Annotated in this window: 22 protein-coding genes; 11 read left to right on the top strand and 11 right to left on the bottom strand. The window is 37.2% G+C overall.

Features of this window, described 5'->3' with window-relative positions:
• The first annotated feature begins 3 nt into the window (after nt 1-3).
• From HCB45_RS12915 to HCB45_RS12900, 4 genes are all read left to right on the top strand, one after another.
• Nucleotides 4-1,020, top strand: coding sequence for a methionine ABC transporter ATP-binding protein (locus HCB45_RS12915; RefSeq protein WP_185317845.1), 1,017 nt, complete (start codon nt 4-6; stop codon nt 1,018-1,020).
• A complete protein-coding gene (locus HCB45_RS12910) occupies nt 1,017-1,679 on the top strand; it encodes a methionine ABC transporter permease (protein WP_185317844.1) in 663 nt (220 codons plus the stop codon). The genes HCB45_RS12915 and HCB45_RS12910 overlap by 4 nt, the downstream gene beginning before the upstream one ends.
• Before the next feature lie 90 nt (nt 1,680-1,769).
• Nucleotides 1,770-2,549 (top strand): carbon-nitrogen family hydrolase, encoded by a 780-nt coding sequence (locus HCB45_RS12905; protein WP_185620173.1) that lies wholly within the window; start codon nt 1,770-1,772, stop codon nt 2,547-2,549.
• A gap of 153 nt (nt 2,550-2,702) precedes the next feature.
• Nucleotides 2,703-3,371, top strand: a complete 669-nt coding sequence (locus HCB45_RS12900) for a Crp/Fnr family transcriptional regulator (RefSeq protein ID WP_185620170.1) — start codon at nt 2,703-2,705, stop codon at nt 3,369-3,371.
• 58 nt (nt 3,372-3,429) lie between these two features.
• On the opposite strand, the gene HCB45_RS12895 is transcribed toward HCB45_RS12900, so the two are convergent.
• The 3 genes from HCB45_RS12895 to nrdD all read right to left on the bottom strand — a co-directional run bounded on the left by HCB45_RS12895 (nt 3,430) and on the right by nrdD (nt 7,243).
• Entirely contained in the window at nt 3,430-4,407 is a 978-nt protein-coding gene (locus tag HCB45_RS12895) for an acyltransferase family protein (protein WP_185620168.1), read from the bottom strand.
• 141 nt (nt 4,408-4,548) lie between these two features.
• Nucleotides 4,549-5,100, bottom strand: a complete 552-nt coding sequence (gene nrdG, locus HCB45_RS12890; protein ID WP_003770189.1) for an anaerobic ribonucleoside-triphosphate reductase activating protein — start codon at nt 5,098-5,100, stop codon at nt 4,549-4,551.
• Nucleotides 5,093-7,243, bottom strand: a complete 2,151-nt coding sequence (nrdD, locus tag HCB45_RS12885; protein WP_185620166.1) for an anaerobic ribonucleoside-triphosphate reductase — start codon at nt 7,241-7,243, stop codon at nt 5,093-5,095. The genes nrdG and nrdD overlap by 8 nt, the downstream gene beginning before the upstream one ends.
• Before the next feature lie 290 nt (nt 7,244-7,533).
• On the opposite strand from nrdD, the gene msmX reads away from it, so the two are divergent.
• Nucleotides 7,534-8,634: an oligosaccharide ABC transporter ATP-binding protein MsmX gene (msmX, locus tag HCB45_RS12880; RefSeq protein ID WP_185317839.1), complete on the top strand. Its 1,101-nt coding sequence runs from the start codon at nt 7,534-7,536 to the stop codon at nt 8,632-8,634.
• A 39-nt stretch (nt 8,635-8,673) separates the two neighbouring features.
• Here msmX and HCB45_RS12875 read toward each other — a convergent pair whose 3' ends face one another.
• On the bottom strand, nt 8,674-9,645 hold the full coding sequence (locus tag HCB45_RS12875; RefSeq protein WP_185620190.1) for a Gfo/Idh/MocA family protein: 972 nt from the start codon (nt 9,643-9,645) through the stop codon (nt 8,674-8,676).
• Between the two features lie 116 nt (nt 9,646-9,761).
• On the opposite strand from HCB45_RS12875, the gene HCB45_RS12870 reads away from it, so the two are divergent.
• The 3 genes from HCB45_RS12870 to HCB45_RS12860 all read left to right on the top strand — a co-directional run bounded on the left by HCB45_RS12870 (nt 9,762) and on the right by HCB45_RS12860 (nt 12,353).
• The gene (locus HCB45_RS12870) at nt 9,762-10,583 is read left to right on the top strand and encodes an HAD family hydrolase (RefSeq protein ID WP_185620164.1); all 822 of its coding nucleotides are present in this window, start codon (nt 9,762-9,764) and stop codon (nt 10,581-10,583) included.
• A gap of 16 nt (nt 10,584-10,599) precedes the next feature.
• Entirely contained in the window at nt 10,600-11,442 is an 843-nt protein-coding gene (locus HCB45_RS12865) for a ComEC/Rec2 family competence protein (protein WP_185317837.1), read from the top strand.
• A 248-nt stretch (nt 11,443-11,690) separates the two neighbouring features.
• On the top strand, nt 11,691-12,353 hold the full coding sequence (locus tag HCB45_RS12860) for a cyclic nucleotide-binding domain-containing protein (RefSeq protein ID WP_185620162.1): 663 nt from the start codon (nt 11,691-11,693) through the stop codon (nt 12,351-12,353).
• 39 nt (nt 12,354-12,392) lie between these two features.
• Here HCB45_RS12860 and HCB45_RS12855 read toward each other — a convergent pair whose 3' ends face one another.
• Nucleotides 12,393-12,893: a GNAT family N-acetyltransferase gene (locus HCB45_RS12855; RefSeq protein ID WP_185620159.1), complete on the bottom strand. Its 501-nt coding sequence runs from the start codon at nt 12,891-12,893 to the stop codon at nt 12,393-12,395.
• Nucleotides 12,894-13,029: 136 nt separating this feature from the next.
• Here HCB45_RS12855 and yidA point away from each other — a divergent pair, with 136 nt between their 5' ends.
• The 3 genes from yidA (at nt 13,030) to HCB45_RS12840 (ending at nt 16,032) form a co-directional block, all read left to right on the top strand.
• Nucleotides 13,030-13,842, top strand: a complete 813-nt coding sequence (yidA, locus tag HCB45_RS12850; protein WP_185608021.1) for a sugar-phosphatase — start codon at nt 13,030-13,032, stop codon at nt 13,840-13,842.
• A 120-nt stretch (nt 13,843-13,962) separates the two neighbouring features.
• Nucleotides 13,963-15,399, top strand: a complete 1,437-nt coding sequence (locus HCB45_RS12845; protein WP_003729166.1) for a glycoside hydrolase family 1 protein — start codon at nt 13,963-13,965, stop codon at nt 15,397-15,399.
• Entirely contained in the window at nt 15,400-16,032 is a 633-nt protein-coding gene (locus HCB45_RS12840) for an SMI1/KNR4 family protein (RefSeq protein WP_376740641.1), read from the top strand.
• A gap of 13 nt (nt 16,033-16,045) precedes the next feature.
• Here HCB45_RS12840 and HCB45_RS12835 read toward each other — a convergent pair whose 3' ends face one another.
• The 6 genes from HCB45_RS12835 to HCB45_RS12810 form a co-directional block, all read right to left on the bottom strand.
• Entirely contained in the window at nt 16,046-17,932 is a 1,887-nt protein-coding gene (locus HCB45_RS12835; RefSeq protein ID WP_185620157.1) for an ABC transporter permease subunit, read from the bottom strand.
• A gap of 82 nt (nt 17,933-18,014) precedes the next feature.
• A complete protein-coding gene (locus HCB45_RS12830) occupies nt 18,015-18,650 on the bottom strand; it encodes a histidine phosphatase family protein (protein ID WP_185620155.1) in 636 nt (211 codons plus the stop codon).
• A gap of 70 nt (nt 18,651-18,720) precedes the next feature.
• The gene (locus tag HCB45_RS12825) at nt 18,721-19,680 is read right to left on the bottom strand and encodes a ring-cleaving dioxygenase (protein WP_185620153.1); all 960 of its coding nucleotides are present in this window, start codon (nt 19,678-19,680) and stop codon (nt 18,721-18,723) included.
• A gap of 6 nt (nt 19,681-19,686) precedes the next feature.
• Nucleotides 19,687-20,103: a MarR family winged helix-turn-helix transcriptional regulator gene (locus HCB45_RS12820; protein ID WP_010990313.1), complete on the bottom strand. Its 417-nt coding sequence runs from the start codon at nt 20,101-20,103 to the stop codon at nt 19,687-19,689.
• Between the two features lie 99 nt (nt 20,104-20,202).
• Entirely contained in the window at nt 20,203-21,978 is a 1,776-nt protein-coding gene (locus HCB45_RS12815) for a leucine-rich repeat domain-containing protein (RefSeq protein ID WP_185620151.1), read from the bottom strand.
• 232 nt (nt 21,979-22,210) lie between these two features.
• Nucleotides 22,211-23,347: an ArgE/DapE family deacylase gene (locus HCB45_RS12810; protein ID WP_185317828.1), complete on the bottom strand. Its 1,137-nt coding sequence runs from the start codon at nt 23,345-23,347 to the stop codon at nt 22,211-22,213.
• Nucleotides 23,348-23,374 lie beyond the last annotated feature (27 nt).

Genomic DNA, 23,374 nt, shown 5'->3' with positions numbered 1-23,374 from the left:
ATTTTGATCGAATTACATCAAGTTTCAAAGACATTTAACGTAAATGGAAAAACCGTAGAAGCCGTTAAAAATGTTTCTATTACAGTCGAAAAAGGAGAAATTTTCGGTGTTGTTGGTTATAGCGGCGCCGGTAAAAGTACGCTCGTTCGTTGCATCAACTTGCTTGAACGTCCAGATGCCGGCCAAGTTGTCATTGATGGGAAGAACTTATCTACCCTCTCAAGTAAAGAACTTCGTGTCGCTCGTCGGAAAATTGGTATGATTTTCCAAGGATACAATTTACTAAAAACCGCAACTGTCTATGATAACATTGCCAAACCGTTAAAATTAGAAGGCGTTCCAAAAGACGAAATCGAGACTCGCGTAAATAAATACTTGTCGATAGTTGGCTTAGAGGATAAACGGAACAATTATCCAAGCCAACTTTCTGGCGGTCAAAAGCAACGTGTGGCAATTGCTCGTGCTCTAGCGCATGAACCAGAAATTCTCTTAAGCGATGAAGCAACAAGCGCCTTGGACCCGGAAACAACAGAAGCAATTTTGCAACTGTTACTTAAAATTAATGCGGAACTCGGCATTACGATTTTCTTAATTACACATGAACTTGATGTCATTCAACGTATTTGTGACCGGGTTGCTGTGATGGAAAATGGTCATTTAGTGGAGCAAGGTACCGTTCTTGATATTTTCACGAAAGCAAAACACGCGACAACCAAGCGCTTTGTTGGGTCGGAAGCTAGTTTTGATATCCCGCAAGATTTGCTTGAAAAATATATTGCGACTGGGAAATTGGTTTCCCTTCATTTTATTGGAGATGAAGCGGATGAACCTGCTCTCGCTCTTGTATCGCGCAAATTCGACGTTCTTCCAAGCATTTTAGCTGGCGGAATTGATCATTTGAAAAATGGAACACTTGGAAAACTGCTCGTTCATTTAAAAGGGGACGAAGCCGAGTATAGTAAAGCTATTTCTTATTTGAAAGAATCTGGAGTCGTTGTTGAGGAGGTCGAGTTACTATGAGTTTGTTTTTTGAAGAATGGGGCCCGATACTTTGGCAAGGATTTCTAGAAACGCTGACGATGACCGGGATTACACTCGTGATCTCGCTTGCGATTGGTTTACCACTTGGCGTATTTTTAACATTAACACGTAAAGGTGGTCAATCAGAAAATCTGGTTACCTATAGCATTTTAAACTGGGTTATTAATATTTTACGCTCGTTACCGTTTATTATCTTGTTATTCTTAATGATTCCTGTAACAAGGTTTGTTGTTGGGACTACTATTGGGATTCAAGGAGTTATTATGCCACTTGTTGTATTTACGGCACCTTATATTGCTCGTTTGATGGAGTCCGCCCTTTTGGAAGTGGACCGCGGGGTTGTGGAAGCTTACCAAGCTATGGGGATTTCTACTCCGAGAATTATTTGGAGTGTGGTTATTCGCGAAGCTCGGTCTGGTATCGTTCTCGGTTTGACTATTGCTACGATTGGACTAATCGGCGCGACAGCAATGGCTGGACTTGTTGGTGCTGGTGGCCTTGGAACAATTGCATACCAATATGGTTTCCAGCGTTTTGAACCGACTGTCATGTACACAACGATTATTATTTTAATTATCATGGTACAGGCACTACAATCATTCGGAAATTTCTTATCTAGACGTCTTAAAAAAGATTAATTTTACTACTAAGAGCTTGGTGCGTAGTGTTCCGGTATGGACTCGCCACCAAGCTTATGTTATTTTTAAAAGAAAAAGGGAGAGAAGAACATGTGGAAGTTGGCATTATGTCAGACCGATGTAGTTTTTAAATATCCGGATGCAAACTATGCAAGGATTGAAAAAGCGATTGTCGAAGCTGCTGAAAATGGGGCCGATATAGCCGTTTTACCAGAAATGTGGAATACGGGTTATGCTTTAAATGAATTAGCTGGGGTTGCTGATTTAAATGGGGAGAGAACAAAAGAATTTTTAGCAACGCTTTCTGAAAAATACCAAATTGCTATTATTGGTGGCTCGGTTTCTATTTCAGAAGGAAGCAAGTTTTCGAACACGATGTACGCTTTTGATAAATATGGCGGACTACTTTCTTCATATAAAAAGGTACACTTATTCCAACTTATGAATGAACACTTATACTTAGAAGCTGGAAATGATAAAAATCTTTTTCGACTAGATGGTATTTCTTGCGCAGGGTTCATTTGTTATGATATTAGATTTCCTGAATGGATTCGTAAACATACTTCAGAAGGCTCAGAAGTTATTTTTATTTCCGCCCAGTGGCCAGCTGAGCGCATTAACCAATGGGAACAACTACTTATCGCTCGTGCAATTGAAAACCAAGCTTTTGTTGTTGCTGTCAACCGAGTAGGTGATGATCCAAATAATCATTTTAACGGGCACTCGCTTGTTATTGATCCACTTGGAAATGTTATTGTTCATGGTGGCGAAGAAGAAGGCAATATTTATGCTGAAATCGACTTGAATTTAGTTGCCGAAACGAGAGGGATCATTCCTGTTTTTACCGACCGTCGTCCTGAATTATACTAAAATAATATAATTTACGAGTCAAATTAGCTATTTTTTACAATTTCTCATTAAATCTTCAAATCCCCTTCACTAACGAGGTAATTTATGGATTAATTTTTGTTAATTTTGATATTATATATTATAGTTAACAAAAGAGTAAAGGGGATACTAATAATGGATACACTATTTAACTACAAAGAATTTGTTCGATTATCTCATGAAGGCAACATTAACTACGAAAAGTTAAAAGTTCCAAAACATACTGAATTAGTCGATACTGCATCTCAAAGAAATAGTCATGTCTATTTAATTATCGACGGATTTGTTTCGATTTCTATGAACCCAGAATCAACTAGCATTTATACTGTTCTTGGAAAAGGCTCTTTTATTAATTATTATAGTTTATTCCAGGGAAACGTAGATGACTTTTTATTTAAAACTATATCAACTTGTACTATTTATAAATACACATTTAAGGATTTAGAATATTTTCTCTCTATGTTTCCTGAGAACTTTGGGTTCCAATTTTTCATAATGCGCGATTTGGCTCGACATGCTTTCTTCAAAAGTCTTTTCGCTGAAACAAGTTCTTCTAATAAGCTAGAACTTTCTTTTGTCAATATCGGGAAACTTCATGGAATTCCTTATGAAAAAGACAGTGTAATCTTACCAAAAGAAATGCGAACAAGTATTATAGCCGCTTACAGTAATCTTTCAAAAAGCAGCTTTTACAAACAATTAGCGCTTTTAAAAGACCACGGGAAAATATGGAAAAATAATAAAGAGTGGGTCATTAAGAATAAAGAGCTGCATGACTATTCAAAATTAAGACAAGATATATAACAAAAATCCGCCCTGGAAATAGGCGGATTTTTGTTTCGCTATAGATATTATCCCTTAATTATTTTAATCGTTTCAACGTTTTTTTCTTTAACATTATCGTGAAAATTCCATATATTGCTATCGTAATTAATATAGTGAATATTAACTGAAATGTCATTGTTTGCTCCATAAAAAAGGGTCTTTGCGTCATCATTAAATAAAAGATGATTGGATGTAAAATGTAGGGTAATAAGGTATCACTGCCAACGATGTCCATTATCGTTCTTTTAGTTGGGATAATAGCAATTAATAAGAAAATCCATAAAAAGGCTAAGAAAAATGACGCCATAACATTCACTATATAACCTACTGCAGTGACGCTAAATGTCGTTTTATTTAGAAATCCGTAAAATAAATTAAGAAACTCATCTGGTTGTGTAGAAAACAGATTATATAAGGCTATAACTAATACCAAAGTAATTATGCCACATATGTACTTATACTTTTTCAAAAATATACGTAATTTGTTAAAACCACTTCTGTCCAGATAGAAACCAGCAATAAAATATGGGAAAAAGCTAAGAATTCTTGTAATTGTTAAAAATTGTGTCCCATAAAAGTATCTATTTGTAATTGCAACAACGAGTAAAACTAAAACAATCAGTAATACATCTACCGCATATTTGCCTCGTTTATTTGCATACATGGCGAACAGCATCCATACTGCCAGCGCTAACAAATACCATAAATGAAAAGCTGGGGTAATTAACATTTTTAAGTCTATATTTTTGTAGTACCCCGTCAAGAGTCCTAATAGTAAAAAAAGTGGCTGGAACATAATAAATAACCCTAACAACTTACCTATTTTCTTCCAGGTAACGTTTTGACTAAAAATCCCATTAATAAAAATAAAAGCTGGCATATGAAATGAATAAATAACGTCAATTACTGCTACTTCTTTAGGTCCCATTACTAACAAAAAATGGCCGAATATCACTAGAAATATCAAAATACCTTTTATGTTTGATAGTTGATAATCATACTCTCTTTCTTTCAATAGATCACCTCGATGAATTTATAATAAAACTATGTATGAAATTAGTATTCTTGTCAACTTAAAATTAAAATTAACATTACCTCTGCTTACTTATCTAAAGCCTAAAAAGAAGTTCTTTATTATCCAAAGAACTTCTTTTTTTCACAATTCATATAACACCACTTCATCAGCAGCAAGCGATTTTTGTACATCGATAATTCGTTGGTTGCTGGAACCGCGGAATGCTAAGTTTGGATCGAATAGCTTTTGTTCAAAGCGGCCATCTACAAGAACATCTATTAAGGATAGAAGTTCGAGTTTGTCGGTTGTTTCTTGCATCATTTCATCCCAAGTGTAACCTGTCCATGACCAAATGTCTTTCGTTTTCCCATATGTCGCGCGAATTCGTTTCACGACAGATAGGCACGTGGCAGTATTCAAAAATGGTTCCCCGCCAAGTAATGTCAGACCTTGGACGCTCTCATGCCCGATGTCTTTTAGAATATCGTCTTCTAATTCTTTGGTGTACGGTTTGCCGTATTTAAATGATTGCGCAGCCTTGTTGTAGCAGCCTTCGCAGTGGAAAGGACATCCAGATACATATAGACTGCACCGGACGCCCTCCCCGTCGACAAAGTTAAATGCTTTATAGTCGGCGATATACCCTCTGGATAATTCATTCGACTTCCATTCGCACGGTTTCGGATTATTCACCTAAGTTCTCCATATGTTTCACACGATTGCTAATTTCTACGTGACGTCCATGAACCATTGGACGTTTCATTGGATTACCTAGATAGCCACAAGTACGTTTTACAACATCTGCTTTTTCAGGGTCGGTGTTGCCACAGCTTGGGCATTTAAAGCCTTCTTCTGTAGGAACAAATTCACCTTCGAAATCACATTCGTAACATTTATCGATTGGCGTATTTGTACCAAGGTAAGCCACACGATCATAGGAGTAATCCCATACTGCCTCAAGTGCTTTTGTGTTGTGAACCATTTTTGGATATTCACAATAATGAATGAATCCGCCAGAGCAAAATTCTGGATAATCTTTTTCAAAATCAATTTTTTCAAAAGGTGTGATTTTTTTACGAACATCGTAATGGAAAGAATTTTGGTAGTAGTCTTTATCAGTAATGTCTTTAATTACACCATACTTTTCTTTGTCTAAACGGTTGAAACGGTCAGTTAAGCTTTCACTTGGAGTCGAATATACGCTGAACCAGTAGCCATATTTGTCCTTCCAATTGTCAGCATAGGCTTTTAGTTCTTTCACGATGTCGAGCGTGAAGTTTTTTGCTTCTTTGTCGCCTTCCCATTCGCCGCCGTAAAATACAGTCGCAGCTTCGTAAAGACCAATATAGCCGATAGAAATAGTAGAGCGTTCTTTATTGAAAAGTTGATCTACATTTTCGCCGTCTTGTAGTCGTTTGCCGAAAGCTCCATATTTATAAAGAATCGGTGCGTTTTCTGGTCGAGCTTGACGAACACGGTTTAAACGGAAAAGCAGTGCATCTTTGACTGTTTTCATACGTTCGTGGAAAATTTCCCAGAAACGTTCTTTGTCCCCACCACTTTGGATAGCGATACGCGGAATATTAAGTGTTACAACACCCAGGTTGTTTCTTCCCGCGTTAACATGTTCTCCGTTTTCGTTCTTCCAAGCTGGTAAAAATGAACGGCAACCCATTGGTACTTTGAAATCTCCTGTTAAACGAACGAGTGAATCGTAGTTAAGTACATCTGGATACATCCGTTTTGAAGAACATTCCAGTGCCAATTGTTTGATGTCATAGTTCGGATCTTCTGCATTTAAATTAGTTCCACGACGAATCGAAAATACTAATTTCGGAAAAATGGCAGTATGTTTATCTTTACCAACCCCGCCAATCCGAACTTTTAAGATTGCTTTTTGAATTTCACGAGCAAACCAATCTTCACCAAGACCGAAGCCTAGTGTGACGAATGGTGTTTGGCCGTTACTTGTATATAATGTATTGATTTCATATTCTAAGCTTTGCATGGCATCGTAAATATCTTTACGTGTTTTTTCCGCTGCATAATCTTCTTGCTTTTCTGGAACGACCCATTCAGCCGCATCTTTTTTGTGTTTTTTAAAGTTCAAACGCGCGTAAACGGATAAAACTTCATCAATTCGGTCAACAGAACAGCCACCATACTGTGAACTTGCTACGTTTGCGATTATTTGAGCAATTTGTGCTGTAGCTGTTTGGATAGATTTCGGGCTTTCTACGTTGGCATTACCAATCGTAAATCCTTTTGAAAGCATTCCTTCAATATCAATTAGACAACAGTTAGTCATCGCATGGTATGGGCTGTAGTCTAAATCGTGAAAGTGGATTTCCCCTTTTAAATGAGCGTTGGATACGTGTTTTGGTAGCATGTATTTTAATGCGTAACTTTTTGCTACGGCTCCTGCTGTCAAATCGCGTTGTGTATTGAAAACAGTCGCATCTTTATTTGCATTTTCGTTCACTACTGTTTTGTCTTTTTGTAGTAATTTTTCGACGCTTTTGTGCATATCTGTGATGTTTTCGCGCTCGTGATCCCGGTCGTGACGATACTCTATGTAAGCCCTTGCTACATCAGGATACGTCGATTTCATTAAAGTATTTTCGACGCATTGCTGGATTTCATCGATGGTCATATCTGTCTTGTTAGGTAATTCACTTACAACCTCAAGCAAAATCTCTTCTAAAAAAGTTTCATTCTCTAAATTAATTGCTTTCATAGATGCTTCAATGGCATTACGAATTTTAATTAAATCAAAGTTTGCTTTCCGGCCATCCCTTTTTATTACCATTTGTTCATTAAGTTGTTCCACGTACATGATAATCCCTCACTAACTATATATTGTGTCTGCTTTAATAATATACCACAAGATAAAGCTTTTTTGTAATGATATCTGAGGATTTTTTGGAATTGGGACTAAAGAATTAAATGCTTTGAAAAATCCTTCACATAAAAGGTCTTTTGTCCCTTTACTTCTTTTTATTTTTTTGCTACTTATGCACTTTGCCCAATAGATGATTTTTTTCTTTGTGCAAAGTGCCATAGTTTTTGTAAAGCGTTTTCATATACAATGAATACAAGTTAAAAAATAGAAAGAGGCGAAGTAAGTTGGCACAATTATCATTAGAACATATTTATAAAATATACGATAACAAAGTAACTGCAGTTTCCGACTTTAATTTAGAAATCGATGACAAAGAATTCATCGTTTTTGTAGGACCATCTGGGTGTGGTAAATCTACAACTTTACGTATGATTGCGGGATTAGAAGAAATTTCAAAAGGCGAACTATCTATTGATGGTAAAGTAATGAATAATGTTGCGCCAAAAGACCGTGATATCGCAATGGTGTTCCAAAACTACGCATTATACCCACATATGACTGTATATGATAACATGGCATTTGGTTTAAAACTCCGTAAAATGCCAAAAGACGAAATTAAAAAACGTGTTGAGCACGCAGCAAATATTCTTGGCTTAACAGAATACTTAAAACGTAAACCAAGTGCACTTTCCGGTGGTCAACGTCAACGTGTTGCTCTAGGACGTGCAATCGTTCGTGACGCTAAAGTCTTCCTAATGGATGAACCACTTTCTAACTTGGATGCGAAATTACGTGTACAAATGCGTGCAGAAATCACAAAACTTCACCAACAATTAGATACTACTATGATTTACGTTACCCATGACCAAACAGAAGCAATGACAATGGCTACTCGTATCGTTATCATGAAAGACGGTGTTATCCAACAAGTTGGTTCACCAAAACAAGTTTACGATCACCCAGTGAATATGTTCGTAGCCGGCTTTATTGGAAGCCCAGCAATGAACTTCTTCAAAGGTCGTTTAGAAGGTTCTAACTTTATCGGTGATGATTTCACTATTGAAGTTCCAGAGGGTAAACTTAAACTTCTTAAAGACAGAGGATTTGATGGTAAAGACATCGTTTTCGGTATTCGTCCAGAAGATATTCATGATGAACCAATCGTTATTGAAGCAAACCCAGGCTACACTTTCAAAGCGACTACTATTGTTGCCGAGCTTACTGGTGCTGAATTTATGCTTCATAGCCGTGTTGGTACACATGAATTCGTAGCTCGTGTTGATGCTCGCTCTGAACACCAACCAAATGAAGTCTTAACTTTAGCATTTGAAATGGCTAAATCTCACTTCTTTGACCCAGAAACAGAAGATAACTTAACTGACTAATGTACTTAAACACCCCCGCCACACGTGGCGGGGGTGTTCTTATTTTTCAAAAGGAAATTTAATTCCCCACTGCGACCTAACATCACTCATAATTGCGATAACATCGTTTGTTAATTGATAGGTTGTATTTTCTCCAGCTGCAATACTTTCTTCCATTGCTGTAATTTCATATTCTAATGCTTTATCTGTTTCACCCGCTTCGATTTCTTCTACTTTTCCTGTCGCGGTGTAAGTAACAGTTGCTCGGTCTGCCCGCGGGTACTCATCTACAGTGATAAATCCTTCTTCACAGGCTATAACACCCCGTTTTGGTACTTTAGCTCGGAAAGAAAGCGATACTACTGCCAACTCTTCTTCTTTATTTTTCAGTAAAATACCTGATTGTTCGTCTACACCCGTCTCGAATTTCTTCATCGTCGTTAGTACCTCATCTGGCGTTCCACTTAAAAAGTAACGTGCGAAACTTAATGCATATGTACCAATATCAAGTAATGCCCCGCCAGCTAAATCCATATTATAGAAACGGTTTTTCAGATTCTTTTCCTTAGCACTTCCAAAAGCTACTTGGATAATTTTAAGTTTACCAATTGCTCCTGAATCGACTATTTCTCGTAATTTCTTATAAAGCGGCATATGGAAAATCGTCATGGCTTCTTTAACAATCAGCCCTTTTTCCTTAGCTAATGCATTGATATCATCCAGTTCTGCACTGCTTACAGTAATCGCTTTTTCTGCTAAAACATGTTTCCCATTATGTAAACTTTTCATAATAAACTCGTAGTGGTTAGAATGAGGTGTAGCAATATACACTACATCAATTATTGAATCAGCAAGCATCACGTCAAAATCATCGTATACATTTTTAATCCCGTATTGATCTGCAAAAACTTGGCCCTTCTCTAAACTTCTTGCTCCTACAGCATAGATTTCGCGATTTAACCCCTGCATCCCTTCTGCAAATTGGTGTGCAATCGAACCTGGTCCAAGAATTGCCCAGTTAAGCTTTTTCATCATGGAATTCCCCCAAATATTTATTTTCGAACTTGTCAAAAACTATTGTATCATATATAACTTTTCCGATTCGCACATGGTATACTTATGTTATTAACTAAAAAGGATGATTTTATTTGACTAATAAATATTTAATTTGTTCGGATATTGATGGTACGTTGCTGCGCCAAGATCAGACTGTTTCTGAAAAAACACGTGATTTAATCCAAACTTTAGAAAATGACGGTCATATTTTTTCAATTTCTACTGGACGGATGTATCGTTCTGCTCGGGAAGTAGGTTTTCAAGTTAGCAATTCTGGTCATGTTATCGCTTCCAATGGTTCTTATGCAGCCATTCGTGATGAAGAGCTTCTTAAAACTACTTTAGAAGAAAAAGCTATCCGTGAGACGTATGATATCATGCGCGACTTTGACTTACCATTATTTTTCTTCTCAACGAATACATTATTCTACACAAAAGAACCACCTGCATTTTTCCGAGAGCTTGCTGATAAAAGCCGACTTGATACGGGGCATAATAGTTTTTCACTCGTTTCTATTAATGATTCGCATGTTTTTGATGACAATATAAATCAATTTTTGAATGCTATCGTTGTCTCAGAGGATAATATATCTCGACTAGCCGATGTGCGTCAAGCGCTAAATAAAGCAAACGGAATTCGCGTACTTTCTTCTCACCATAATAATTTAGAGATTCTCCCTGCTAATTCTGACAAAAAAACTGCTGTTGAGGCGCTTGGAAAATATTACGGCATCCCTAGAGAAAGAATTATCACATTTGGTGATGGTGAAAATGATATTGGCATGCTACAATATGCAGGAACAGGTGTTGCAATGGCTAACGCAACTGATAATGTCAAAGCAGCAGCCAATCAACTTACTGACACGAATGAAGCAGACGGAGTTTACAAATTTCTAAAAGAATTCATTTCATAGGAAAAGAGGAAAAGGGATGAAAAAAGGGATTTTAAAGTTGTTTCTAGTTTTAGCTTTAGTCGCTGGAATTTCGCTACCAAGCTCCATTCAAGCTGAAGCTGCGACACCAACAATAAAAGTACATTTCATTGATGTGGGACAAGGGGATGCTATTTACATCAAAGCTCCAAGTGGCGAAGACATTTTAATCGATGCCGGCAACAAAGGAAAAGGGAAAATTGTAGTTAACTATTTGAAGAAATTAAAAGTAAAAGATATTGAAGTCATGGTTGCTTCTCACGCAGATGCAGATAATATTGGCGGCCTCCCCGAAGTGATGAATAGCATCAAAGTCAAGAGTCTCTATGCACCAAACTCCACAAATACAACAGCTGCTTACAAAGATTTTGTCAATACAGCGAAAAAGAAAAAACTACCAATTAAAACGGCAAAAGCTGGTGTGAAATTACCAATTAAAGGAGTAAACGCCCAGTTTGTAGGTCCTGTAAAAACATACGGGAAAACAGATCGTAATAATTGGAGCGCTGTCCTTCACCTAGCTTATAAAAAAAACACCTTTCTTTTCACTGGAGATGCTCAAACAAAAGCAGAAACAGATATGATTAAAGCGAAAAAAACGTTACGAGCGGATGTGTTAAAAGTAAGTACTCAAGGTTCAAAAACAGCAACTAGTAAAGCTTTTGTTAATATAGTAAAACCAAAATACGCCATTATAAGTGTTGGAAAAAATGGTTATGGGCATCCTACTTCGCAAACAGTGAACACACTAACTAAAGCAAAAGCAAAAATATACCGGACAGACCGCAACAAAACCATCGTCATTACCGGAAATGGTACTACTTATACAATAGGAAAATAAACATTAAAGAGCTAAAAATACACGAATACTGTAATTTTTAGCTCTTTTAACAATCAGTTATTTTATTTGTCTTTCCAAGCTAATTCCCACATAAATGTGGCGGAAATGTTACGGTTAATTTTCTTATAAACGGGTAATGGCATAAGACAAGCTATTTGAAGAGTCTGTTTTTATAATCTTTATTCATTTTTACGATGATAAAATATATTGTATGCATATAATTGAACTTGAAGGAGACGAAAGAAAAGATGGCCTATCCATTTAATCATAAAGAATTTGTTACAATGATGGAACAGTACAATTTAAAATCTCATATCATTACTGTTCCCGAGCATACGGTGCTAAATGATCTAGTACTTGAAAATCCAGACTGTGTTTATTTATTAAGGTCTGGCATATTAGCAGGATATATTGACTTTGATAATGATAAAATTTATTCTATATTTAGCTCTAATTTTTTTATGGGATATTACACCATTTTCGAGAATAGACCTCTTGTTTTAACATATCAAACATTAACAGAATGCGAAATTATCATCTATAAGAAAAACGATATTGAATATTCTCTTTCTTTATTTCCTGAAAACTTTGGCTTCCAGTATACAATTATGCGAACCATTGCTAAACATGGGTACTACAAATCACTTCTACAATATCGTGATAAAAAAGACCAATTAACTTTTGTTTTTGAAACAATTATTAAAATTCTTGATATTCAACTAGTGGATGGTATAGCGATACTTCCTAAAGCAATCAGCACAACAGTTATAAAAAATTATTGTACACTTTCAAAAGCATTCTTCTATTCTCAATTAAAAGAATTAAAAGAAGCTGGGATTATTTCCAAAGTAAATCTACAGTGGCATATTGATATGGAAGCCCTTCTAGAAAGAAATAATTCTATAAAATAAGTAAAAGGATGTAGCGTGTTAGCTGCATCCTTTTACTTATTAAATATCAATAGTATAAATATGGACTTGGTGTTCTTTTCCACCATATGTCGCTTGTTTTGTTTCCTGTTTTGAATAACCAAGATACTCGAAAAATCCGCGTCCTTTTTCATTTTCAGCTAGTATTCCGAGCGCTAAAGAATCCGCGCCACCATCATTTGCCCATTCTTTAATAGTTTGGTGCAGTACTTTTCCCAGACCATTACCCCGAGCATCTGGTGTTAATAAAAATAAACCAATAAACCAACGACCTTTTCTCGGATAATCAGAAACAATATCTACTAAGCCGATTGGTTTTTCATTTTCATCTAATACTGCTAGAACAAATTTATCGAATCTTGTTTTCCCGTTTGGAATTTCTGTAATAATTTTTAATGCATCGCTTTTTGATGCGGGTTTATTTTGTTCAATTAAATAATAATCTTCGGATGCCGTGCAAACTGCTTCTGCAAGTGCCACATCTTTTTCACTTAAAAATTTCACATGATAATTACGTTTCATTATTTCACTCTTTTCTTTTATCAAGTTTCCATGTCAATCATGCCATAAATTCCTTGTCGTTTCAATAGATAGCCAGAAATCCATTCTAATTTATGCTATACTAGAATGAGTTTATGATGGAAAAGGAGCTAGTATATTGTATAAATTAATTGCGATTGATATTGATGGAACACTACTGACAGATGATCATAAGGTTACGGATGAAGTAAAAGAAGCCATTCGCCAAGCAAAGTTAAAAGGCGTAAAAGTGGTTCTTTGTACTGGACGCCCGCTCGTTGGTGTAGAAAATTATTTAACAGACCTTGAATTACGTGAAGAAGGCGATTATGTTATTAGTTTTAACGGCGCGTTTGTTCAAGATACGTTTACAAAAGAAGTTATTTCTCACTTAACACTTGGAGCAGGCGACTTAAAAGAAATTTATCAAGTGAGTTTGGATAGCAATTTGCATATGCATTTCTTTGATGACAAAGCGCTATATACACCGAACCGAGAAATCGGAAAATATACGATTGTCGAAGCATATCTTACTGGTAGCCAACTGATTTATAAAGAAATCGAAAACGTGCCAGAAGATTTTATTATGTCGAAAGCAATGTTTATTGAAGAAGCACCCGAACTGGAAGCTGGTATTGCGAAAATACCTGAATCCTTCCGTGAAAAATACCATTTAGTTCGCAGCACCCCCTTCTACTTAGAAATTCTAAATCGTGACGCTAGTAAAGGCAACGCGGTCAAAGAGCTTTCCGAAAAACTTGGCATTAAGCAAAGCGAAGTCATTTGTATTGGCGACCAAGAAAATGATGTAACGATGCTTGAATTCGCTGGCCTTGGTATTGCAATGGGCAATGCTCCGGAAAGAATTAAACAACTTGCTGACTATACGACCGCCTCTAACAATGATAGCGGTGTTGCAAAAGCAATCCAAAAATTCGTCCTCGATAAATAAAATAAAAACGCAGATTCATATCCGAATCTGCGTTTTTTAACTATCTTTTTAAAAGAATATACTTTAAAATATATTAGTAGAGTTTTTTAATAAAAATCGCTTTAATGGAGGTTATATAAAATGGAACATCAAAAACGTTCACCATTTCCGAAAGATTTCTTATGGGGTTCTGCATCTGCAGCTTATCAAATCGAAGGAGCATGGGACGCAGACGGCAAAGGTAAATCAGTTTGGGACGAGTATGTTCGTATTCCTGGAACTACTTTCAAAGGTACAAATGGCGATGTAGCAGTTGATCATTATCACCGTTATAAAGAAGACGTAAAATTAATGGCCGAAGCTGGTCTAAAAGCTTACCGTTTCTCCATTGCTTGGACTCGTATTTTTCCAAATGGCAAAGGCGAAGTGAATGAAGCTGGGTTGAAATTTTATGATAACTTAATTGATGAATTACTTAAATATGACATTGAACCACTTGTAACGCTTTATCACTGGGATATTCCGCAAGCATTATTTGATGAATATGGTGGCTGGGAATCTCGCCAAGTTATTGAAGATTTCACAAATTATTCCACTACACTTTTCAAACGTTACGGCGACCGCGTAAAATATTGGGTTTCCTTAAACGAGCAAAATATCTTTGTTGGTATGGGTTATGGTCAAGCACTTCACCCACCAAAAGTTAGCGATCCTAAAAGAATGTACGCAGTAAACCACATTGCGAACTTAGCTAATGCGAGTGTTATCAAAGCTTTCCACGAAATCGTTCCTGATGGAAAAATCGGACCAAGTTTTGCTTACACACCACATTATCCAATCGACACAGATCCTAAAAATGTTCAAGCTGCTGATGATGCCGAAGAATTAAACAGCTATTTCTGGATGGATATGTACGCTTTTGGGCGCTATCCGAAAGCGGTTTGGAAATATTTAGAAGAAAACGATATTGCGCCAGTTATTGAAGATGGCGATATGGAACTTCTTGCTTCTGCAAAACCTGATTTTATGGGCGTTAACTACTATCAATCCGCCACTGTAGCTTACAACCCGCTTGATGGTGTTGGCCAAAATAACGAAATGAACTTCACTGGTAAAAAAGGGAGCACGAAAGAAACTGGTGTCCCTGGCGTTTACAAAAAAGTTGTTAATCCTTTCGTAAAAACAACCAACTGGGACTGGACAATCGATCCAAAAGGCTTACAAATTGCGCTTCGTCGTATTAACAGCCGCTACGCTTTACCAATTTTAATTACTGAAAATGGTTTAGGTGAATTTGATAAATTAGTGGACGGAGAAGTAAACGACGACTACCGGATTGATTATCTGAGTGCGCACGCAACTGCTATTCGCGATGCAATCAGTGATGGTGTTGATATGCTAGGATATTGTACTTGGAGCTTCACAGACCTTCTAAGCTGGTTAAATGGCTATCAAAAACGTTACGGTTTTGTTTATGTTGACCGTGATGTGGAAGATGATGCGCCAATGACACGTATTCCGAAGAAAAGTTATTACTGGTATAAACAAGTGATTGAAACGAATGGAGCAGATTTATAAATGATGACTGACCTTCAAGATCGGCTAGCCAGAATCCAAGCAAAAATCACTGCTTTAAAAGAAAAAGATCCCGATTTGAATTTATTTGGTTCAGAAAGCCACGCCTATAAACTCAACGAACCTTTATCTAATCAAACTCTTACCACGTTTGAAAATGAGCATCAAATTACATTACCTCAAGATTATCATGCTTTTCTAGAGCAAATTGGTAACGGCGGAATGGGTCCTTATTATGGTTTAGAAACACTTACGGACGGGCTTTTTTCATCACTTGATTACAAGGATAAAAAGTACGGGGTGCAAACGTTAAGTGAGCCTTTTCCACATACAGATGACTGGATTGCGCCTGGTTATAAAGAAGGAATGTCCGATGAAGATTATGATGCTTGGCAAGAACAGTGCTTTCAAGATAAGGAAGTATTTGGACTTCTGCGTATCGCTAACTTTGGTTGTGGCGTTTCGATTAACCTTGTTGTAAATGGCCCTTCTTATGGAGAAATTTGGGTGGATGCCAGAAATAATGACAATGGCGTCTATCCTGATTTTTACTTTGGAAATGAAGAACGTTTAGGATTTCTTGCATGGTATGAGTTATGGTTAGATAAATCTATAGAGGAATTTGAAAAAGCCTAGTTCTAAAAACGAACTAGGCTTTTTTACTTTCTTCTTCTCGTTTCAAAAGCGAATTGGCCATCATTTGGAAGCAGAGAATTAAAATCATAAATACAAGTAATGGCGGTAAAATTATCCAGAATTGGTGGTTGGCGAAAACGGATTTCGCATTAGCGATTAGGCCTGATAATTCAGGGATAACTGGATTCAGTATGCCGTCATCCGCTCCCATGATTGCCCCACCGATGAAAATTCCAAAGATAGCTAAATGGACAAACATCTGCAACGTTTGAATGAGTTGCTCAATCCAAATTAGAATTAATTTCGACCAGATTTGTGGATTGATATGCTTGGTTAAAATCCAGCGGGCATTTCCGCCAAAAACGAGTGCACTCAGGACGAACTCTTTTTTCAACACTTGGGAAATTTCGTTGCTGATTCGGTTGGCTGTAATTGGTAAAACGATGACAACCATGATTAAAATTTGGAAGGTTATGCGTGTAAATAGGCTGGTTTCGAAAACGCCAGAATAGCTGATGAATTCGTTGACCATGATAATAAAGACGAGCAGTGACAGTGGTAGATAATGCATCCCATCCGCTATCGCTTGGACGAAATTGCGTGTTCGCAGTTTGCTAAAAAACGCGAGCGGTACTGCCAAAATATAGCCAATCACGACACGTAGCGTTGCGATGATGACCGCTATAAGTAGTGTATACTTGATGCCGACGAGTAATTGGTCGAGAATGGAATTGCCGGCTTGGTCGGTGCCTAGCCATACTTGTGCGTTTGGTTTGAAGGGCGCCATATCGGTTACTCGTCCGGTCGCATCACTGATAAATTTAAGCGAATTGATTTTGTCTCCCATAAGCCCGTAAATAAGGCTTGCGATTAGTAAGATACTAAGTGTTGCCAGCGGAATGCTGAAAGATGGGCGTTTTAGGAGCTGCCCGGTCGTTACTACAAAGTTGTGCCATTTGCTTTTAAGGTTTACTTTTTCCACAAAGGTCTTCTGGAAACTATTCCAGTGCAGCGGAATTCGGGTCACATTTGCGCTCTCGGTATTTTTCCCGCGGCTAATCCATAGATCTATTAGTGCGTAAAAGAAGTAAAATGGAGTGAACACGAGTGCTAATACTAGGAAAATATTTAATGGGCTGAATCCTGCTAGTAAATAGTAGAGCACACCTTCGATCCCGAATAAAAATTCTACAACGAGGTAGGCACTTAAAATAAACCAAACGATGGTTTTTGATTGGTAAAACAAACTTTGCATCATATTTGGTGTGGCATGGCGCAGTAAAATCGCTCTATCTGTTAAGCCTTTCCCGCGAGCTAACTCGATGTAATCAGCCTGCCATTCATTTTCCATGAGGAGCATCATCATTTTATAAAAGAGCACGGTTGGTATGATGGACAAGCAGACGATTGGCGCTGCATAAATCTGTTCTCCGTTTAAGCTGTAAAAGTTCAAGGTGAACACGCCGGTTTGTTGATATATGTAGACGACGGCCATTTGAATAAGGAATATAAAGGAAAAATCTGGAAACGCTTGAAGTATCGATAGGAATCCGCTTAAGCCTCGGCGCAACCATTTTGGTCCGCGAAATGTTGCTATAACTATTAGATATGCAAGGAGTGCGGAAATTACCAAGCTCGCTACGATAATTTTCATGGAGTATAAATACGGTCCGGTGATAAAATCCGCCAACGACACATGAAAAACTTCTGCGCTTCCTTGGTAACTAATTTCCCATTTAGTCGGGTGAAAAATCGCTGTAAAAATCGACTTAAGAGACTCCCAGTACGTGCTTGATGACCACGAAGTCACTTTGCTAAATATCGCGGGAACACAGCTGATTAAAATAATTCCTAAAATTCCTAAAAAATAATGTAGAAAAATTTTGACAATTCTTTTCATATGTATGTTTTCTCCCTTTTTCTAGCTTTCTCTTATGTATAAATCTAGGACACACCTCCAATGAGATATGCCCAAGATTCACTTATTTCAAGTCTAAATGACCAACTTCATTTAATTTTTTTAGAGAAAATTCGCCGTTTTGGTATTCTACGATGCTAATACTTGTATTCAAAATTCTTGGTGCTTCTTTGCGGTGATTTTCAATGGTTCCGCCTTGTAGCAAGTATAATAATAACGTAAGTGACATGCCGTGAGAAACGACCAAGATGTTGCCGCTTGGATTTTCTGCAATGATTTTTTCGACACCTTGCAGTAAACGTTCCGCAAGTTCGTAGTAAGTCTCGCCGCCGTTCACTTCTGCTTTATAGGTTTCTGGACTATGAAGAATTTTCGCGCGTTCTTCAGGGTGTTGTTCGTCAATTTCAGTTACTCTAATGCCTTCCCACGTTCCAAAGCTCATTTCTTTAAGTTCTTCAAGAGGTTGAATTTCGATTTCGCGGTCGCCTAGAATGTAGGCTGCTGTATCTTGCGTTCGTTTACTTGTGCTTGTATAAACGGCATCAATTCGTGTATCTTTCATCACTTCACCGACTGCTTTTGCCCCGTCAATACCTTCTGTAACTAGCGGAGAATCTCCCCAGCCTTGCATTTGTCCAGTCATATTCCACTCTGTTTTACCATGTCTTACAAAATAAATCGTTCGTAAACCCTCTGCCAAAATTCTGCCTCCTAATTACACATTCTTCTAAAATTGTATCATGAATGGGCATATTTTCAAGGTTTTCTTATTATTTATCCGTATCAAGTGGTTTTAAATGCGCCAAAATATCTTCGCGGCGTTCTTCTAAATGTGGCGGTAAATCTACATAGGTTCCATGCTCTTTCGTGAAATCGGTTTGGAAACCTGGTTCATCGGTTGCAAGTTCGATTAAGATGCCATTGCTTTCGCGGAAATAAAGAGAGTGGAAATAAAAACGGTCCACATAGCCTGAATTTTTATAGCCAAGGTCTTGGATCATTTCTGTCCAACCAATCAAGTCGCCATCTGTCGGTACACGAAACGCCACGTGATGAATCCCGCCAGCGCCTAGATTTCCTTGTTCTAAATCAGGTCGCGACTCTACGTGCACTTCGCCGCCAAGCCCAACGTCGCCAGTTTTGAATACCGTGACTAATTTATCATCATCTTCATAAGCACCAATCCGCTCGAAGCCTAATATTTTTGTCAAAAGGCGGTCTGTTTTTTCTTTTTTGAAAACAGAGAAGCGCACTGGTCCGAGTCCACGAATAGCATATTCGGCTGGAACTGGGCTGTCTTCCCACGAAGAAACCTCTGTTACTTGTGTGCTTGTTTCATCAGAAATCAAATTGACCGGTAAGCCATCGGTGTCTTTTAAACGAATAATTTTGCGTCCGAATTGGTCAATTGGTTTGCTGTGAAAAATGCGATGCTCATCGAGTCTTTTATCCCAGTAGTGCAAAGCTTCATCGCTTGGAACACGTAAGCTGAGACTAGAAATTGCATTGCGTGATGGATGATTTTTGGCCATATTGGGAACTTCAAAGAAAGTTAGCGCTGTCCCTGGAGAACCAATTTCATCCCCGTAATATAAGTGGTACGTATATGGATCGTCTTGATTGACCGATTTTTTTACTAGTCGTAGTCCCATTGTTTTTGTATAAAAGTCAAAGTTAGCTCGTGCATTCGCTGTAAAAATAGATACGTGATGAATCCCCGTTAACATCATTGATAATCACTCTCCTAATTTTTTTAATAACTTGAGTAGTTCTTTTTGTTCGTCTCTTGTTAATTTATCAAATTGAGATTGCTGAAAAGCTTCTTGTTTTGGCACGTTTTCGCGGTAACACGCTTGGCCTTTTTCTGTGAGGGCAATATGTTTCTCGCGTCCTGTCTTTGTTCGCGTAATGTAGCCTAATTGCTCTAATTTTGCGAGGAGTTGGGTGACATTTCCCTTCGTTACAACTAATTTTTCGGCAAGCTGTTGTTGCGTAATCTCGTTGTCCAAACCAATCTGGGCAATGCAATCAAACTGCGCCGTCGAAATTCCTGCTGCTCGCAAATTCTGATTGGTCAGCTTCATATTCCGATTATAAAATCGGCTAAATCGAAACCAAAGCAAAACCCCTAGCCGTTCTTCTTTCTTAACCATGCTCGTCCCTCCTCTTGATATTATTAGTTTAGTACTAAACTTTATTAAAAGCAAGCAAAAAGCCTAGCACCTGTTTGCAAACAAATACTAGACTTTTATTCAATTGCGTATTTTGTGAAGCGAAATAATCCCTGTCCCTAGCAGAAACAGTCCCATGAAAATAACTAATGGATTTTGACTATCGCCTGTTTTTGGTAATAAAATATTTACCCTATTCTCAGTAGTAGTTTCTGGATTTTTTACATCAGTTCCTTGTCTTTCAGGCTTGTTAACATCGTCACCTGGCGTTTCTTTGTCAGTGTCATCATCTTCTGGGCTTTTATTCACACTAAACTGGGCATATAAGGTAATATCTTTTGCCGGCATTTTATCCGTTTCAAAGTCCCATTTCGTACCGTTTGTTTTTGCATCATACCAGCCTGTGAATGTGTAACCTTCTTTTGTTGGCGGTGTTGGTTCGGTTAGTAAGGTATCAACAATCGCTTTTTCCTGAGTTTCTACACCATCCACATTAAAAATGACATTGTATTCGCCAATAAGCGGTTGTTTCACCATTCCACTGAAAAGAGCATTATCTGCTTCTTTATTAAAGGTATAACTCACTTCGCTTTGATAGCCAGTTAGATTCCAAGTAAGATTCGGACTCGCGTAGACTCCATTATCACTGATTGTTGCTGGAGATATTGTCGCACCTGAATCATCTATAATATTATTTGGAATAACTAAATCAGTTTGAAAATTAATTGGGTTATTAGTTATCTCTTGGTTGCGCACTTGCACTTTCATATACCATGAATTGGAGGGTAGACTACTAATATCACTTATTTGGTTGTTATCCAAATCTAAAAAATGTAAATTACTTAATGTATGCAAACTAGTAATATCACTTATTTGGTTATTTCCCAAATACAAATATTCCACATTGGTTAGGCTTGCTAAATAATCTATATTACTTATATTAGTATTATCTAACTGTAATTCATTTAAATTTGTTAAGTTAGCTACAATACTCGCATTCTCAATATCATTATCCGACAAATGCAATTCATGTAAACCTGTTAAATTAGTCAAAGCTGTTATATCAGTTATGTTGTTATTTCCTAAATACAGACCCCACATATCAGTAAGATTAGCTATAACACTTATATCACTGATGTTGTTATCAGTTAAGCTTAGATAATTTAATTTGGTTAGATTTGCTAACGGACTTATATCACTAATACCATTCTCTGATAGTTCCAATCGGTCCAAATTAGTTAAATTAGATAAGGGGTTCAAATCACTTACAGAAACACCATTTGCATCTAGTCTTATTAAACTAGTTAAGCCACTCAAATCATTAAAACTAGATACATTATTATTATTGATTGCCAAATATAATAGATTAGATAAAGTCGTTAAGCTACTTAGATCACTTATGTTATTGTCACCCAATGTCAAAGTCTTTAAATTAGTTAAATTACCTAAAGGGCTTATGTCAGTTAAATTGTTGTTAGTAAGACCTATATTAGTTAAACTCGTAATTCCGCTAAGCTGGCTTATATCGTTTATATTATTGCCTTGCATACGAATCATCTCTAAATTATTCATGTATTGTATTCCTTCAATTGACTGTATATTCCGCTGCGGGCTATCTAAAGAATATATTTGATTAAGTTCCGCTTGTGTGACAACATCATCCACACTAGCTTTTCCCAAACCTTCCCTTATTCGCTCAGCAAAATTAGAATCAGGAAATACTTCTTTAATTGGTGTCGGTTGTGCAAGGCTCGCGGCTTGAGCCTCAATTCCTGGACTCACACATAGCCACAAGCTAATTCCCAAAGCGATAGTTAACGTTACTCCGATTCGAGCTAGTAAAGCTTTTATGTTCATTATAGCCTCCTATCTATTAATTAATGTACTAAATTATTACATTTAGAATTAATATTAACACAGTAAACACTATATTATTTACTAAAAAAAGACCTCCCAACGCTTAATCCTCTGTGAAAATGACGTTTTTTTGTCACTTTATCTCTCTAGTAACATTAAAATTTATTTTCAAGTAATGAACTCGAGTTTTATTTTATCGCAAAAGTACCGTCAATTCTAGGTTTGACAGCTCTTAAAAGAACTCTACTGCAATTCGTTTGTACACATCCACCATCTCTAAATAATTCTCTATAGAAACATTTTCATTTACTTGGTGAGGGGTTTCATTCCCTGGACCAAAAATAATTACTGGGAATGCTTTTTTAGCTTTGGTGAATTCTGCTGCATCGGTTGTTCCGGAAATACCAAGTAAAGGAATTTCTTCTTTGACTATGTCACTTGCCACACGCTTAGCAATATTTACTAAATCTGAATTTTTATCACTAAATACGGGTTGCTTATCATAATCAAATATTAACTCCAACTCCACGCCTTCCTGTTTATTTAACTCATTAATAATTTTCACTAGCACTTGTTTCACTGTTTCATTATCCATTTCTGGAATTGAGCGAATATTTCCTTGCAGCTGCGCTTTTTCCGGAATACTATTGACTTGGTTACCGCCATTAATTACAGTAACGTTATGAATAAAATCGCCTAATATTTCATTAGTATCATCAATCGATTTCACAAATTTTTCTACTTCATTATAAAATAGCAGCAAATTGTCAATCGCATTAACACCGAACTCCGGCATCGAACTATGGGCATTTTTACCAGTGGATTTAACAGTATAGTTGATTGAACCTTTGTGTGCGTAAACGATTCGATGTCCGCTTGGTTCCCCAATAATCAACCCATCTAAATCATCTGCGTAACCTTTTTGTGTTAGTTGTTCGGCTCCAAGTTCACCGACCTCTTCACCAACTGTTGCTAATAATCTAATCTTACCATTTAGTTTCTGTTTTTCTTCGTGAAGCTCAATCATAGCAATGACCATTGCCGCTAGACCAGACTTCATATCTGTCGCGCCACGTCCGTATAGTTTGCCTTCATGCTCCGTTGCTTCAAAAGGCGGGAACTTCCATTTAGATACATCGCCAGCATCAACCACATCCATATGCCCTGAAAACGCCAAAACTTTTCCATCATTAGAACCAATTTCACTAACAAGGCTCGCCCGGTTTACATCATATTGTACCTTTTCAGATTCAATACCATACGCAGCAAACAACTTCTGTAAGTAGTTCGCAACCTCTTCCTCGTTCCCATTAGTCGAATTAATATTCACAATGTCTTTTAAGATTTGAATTTTTCTTTGTCGTTCCATATTTACGCCCTCTTTCTTTGAATTCCA

This window comes from Listeria farberi (genome assembly GCF_014229245.1).
In the GTDB taxonomy this organism is placed as follows: domain Bacteria; phylum Bacillota; class Bacilli; order Lactobacillales; family Listeriaceae; genus Listeria; species Listeria farberi.
The sequence above is the reverse complement of the archived record's forward strand: the minus strand, read 5'-3'. Positions and strand labels throughout refer to the sequence as shown.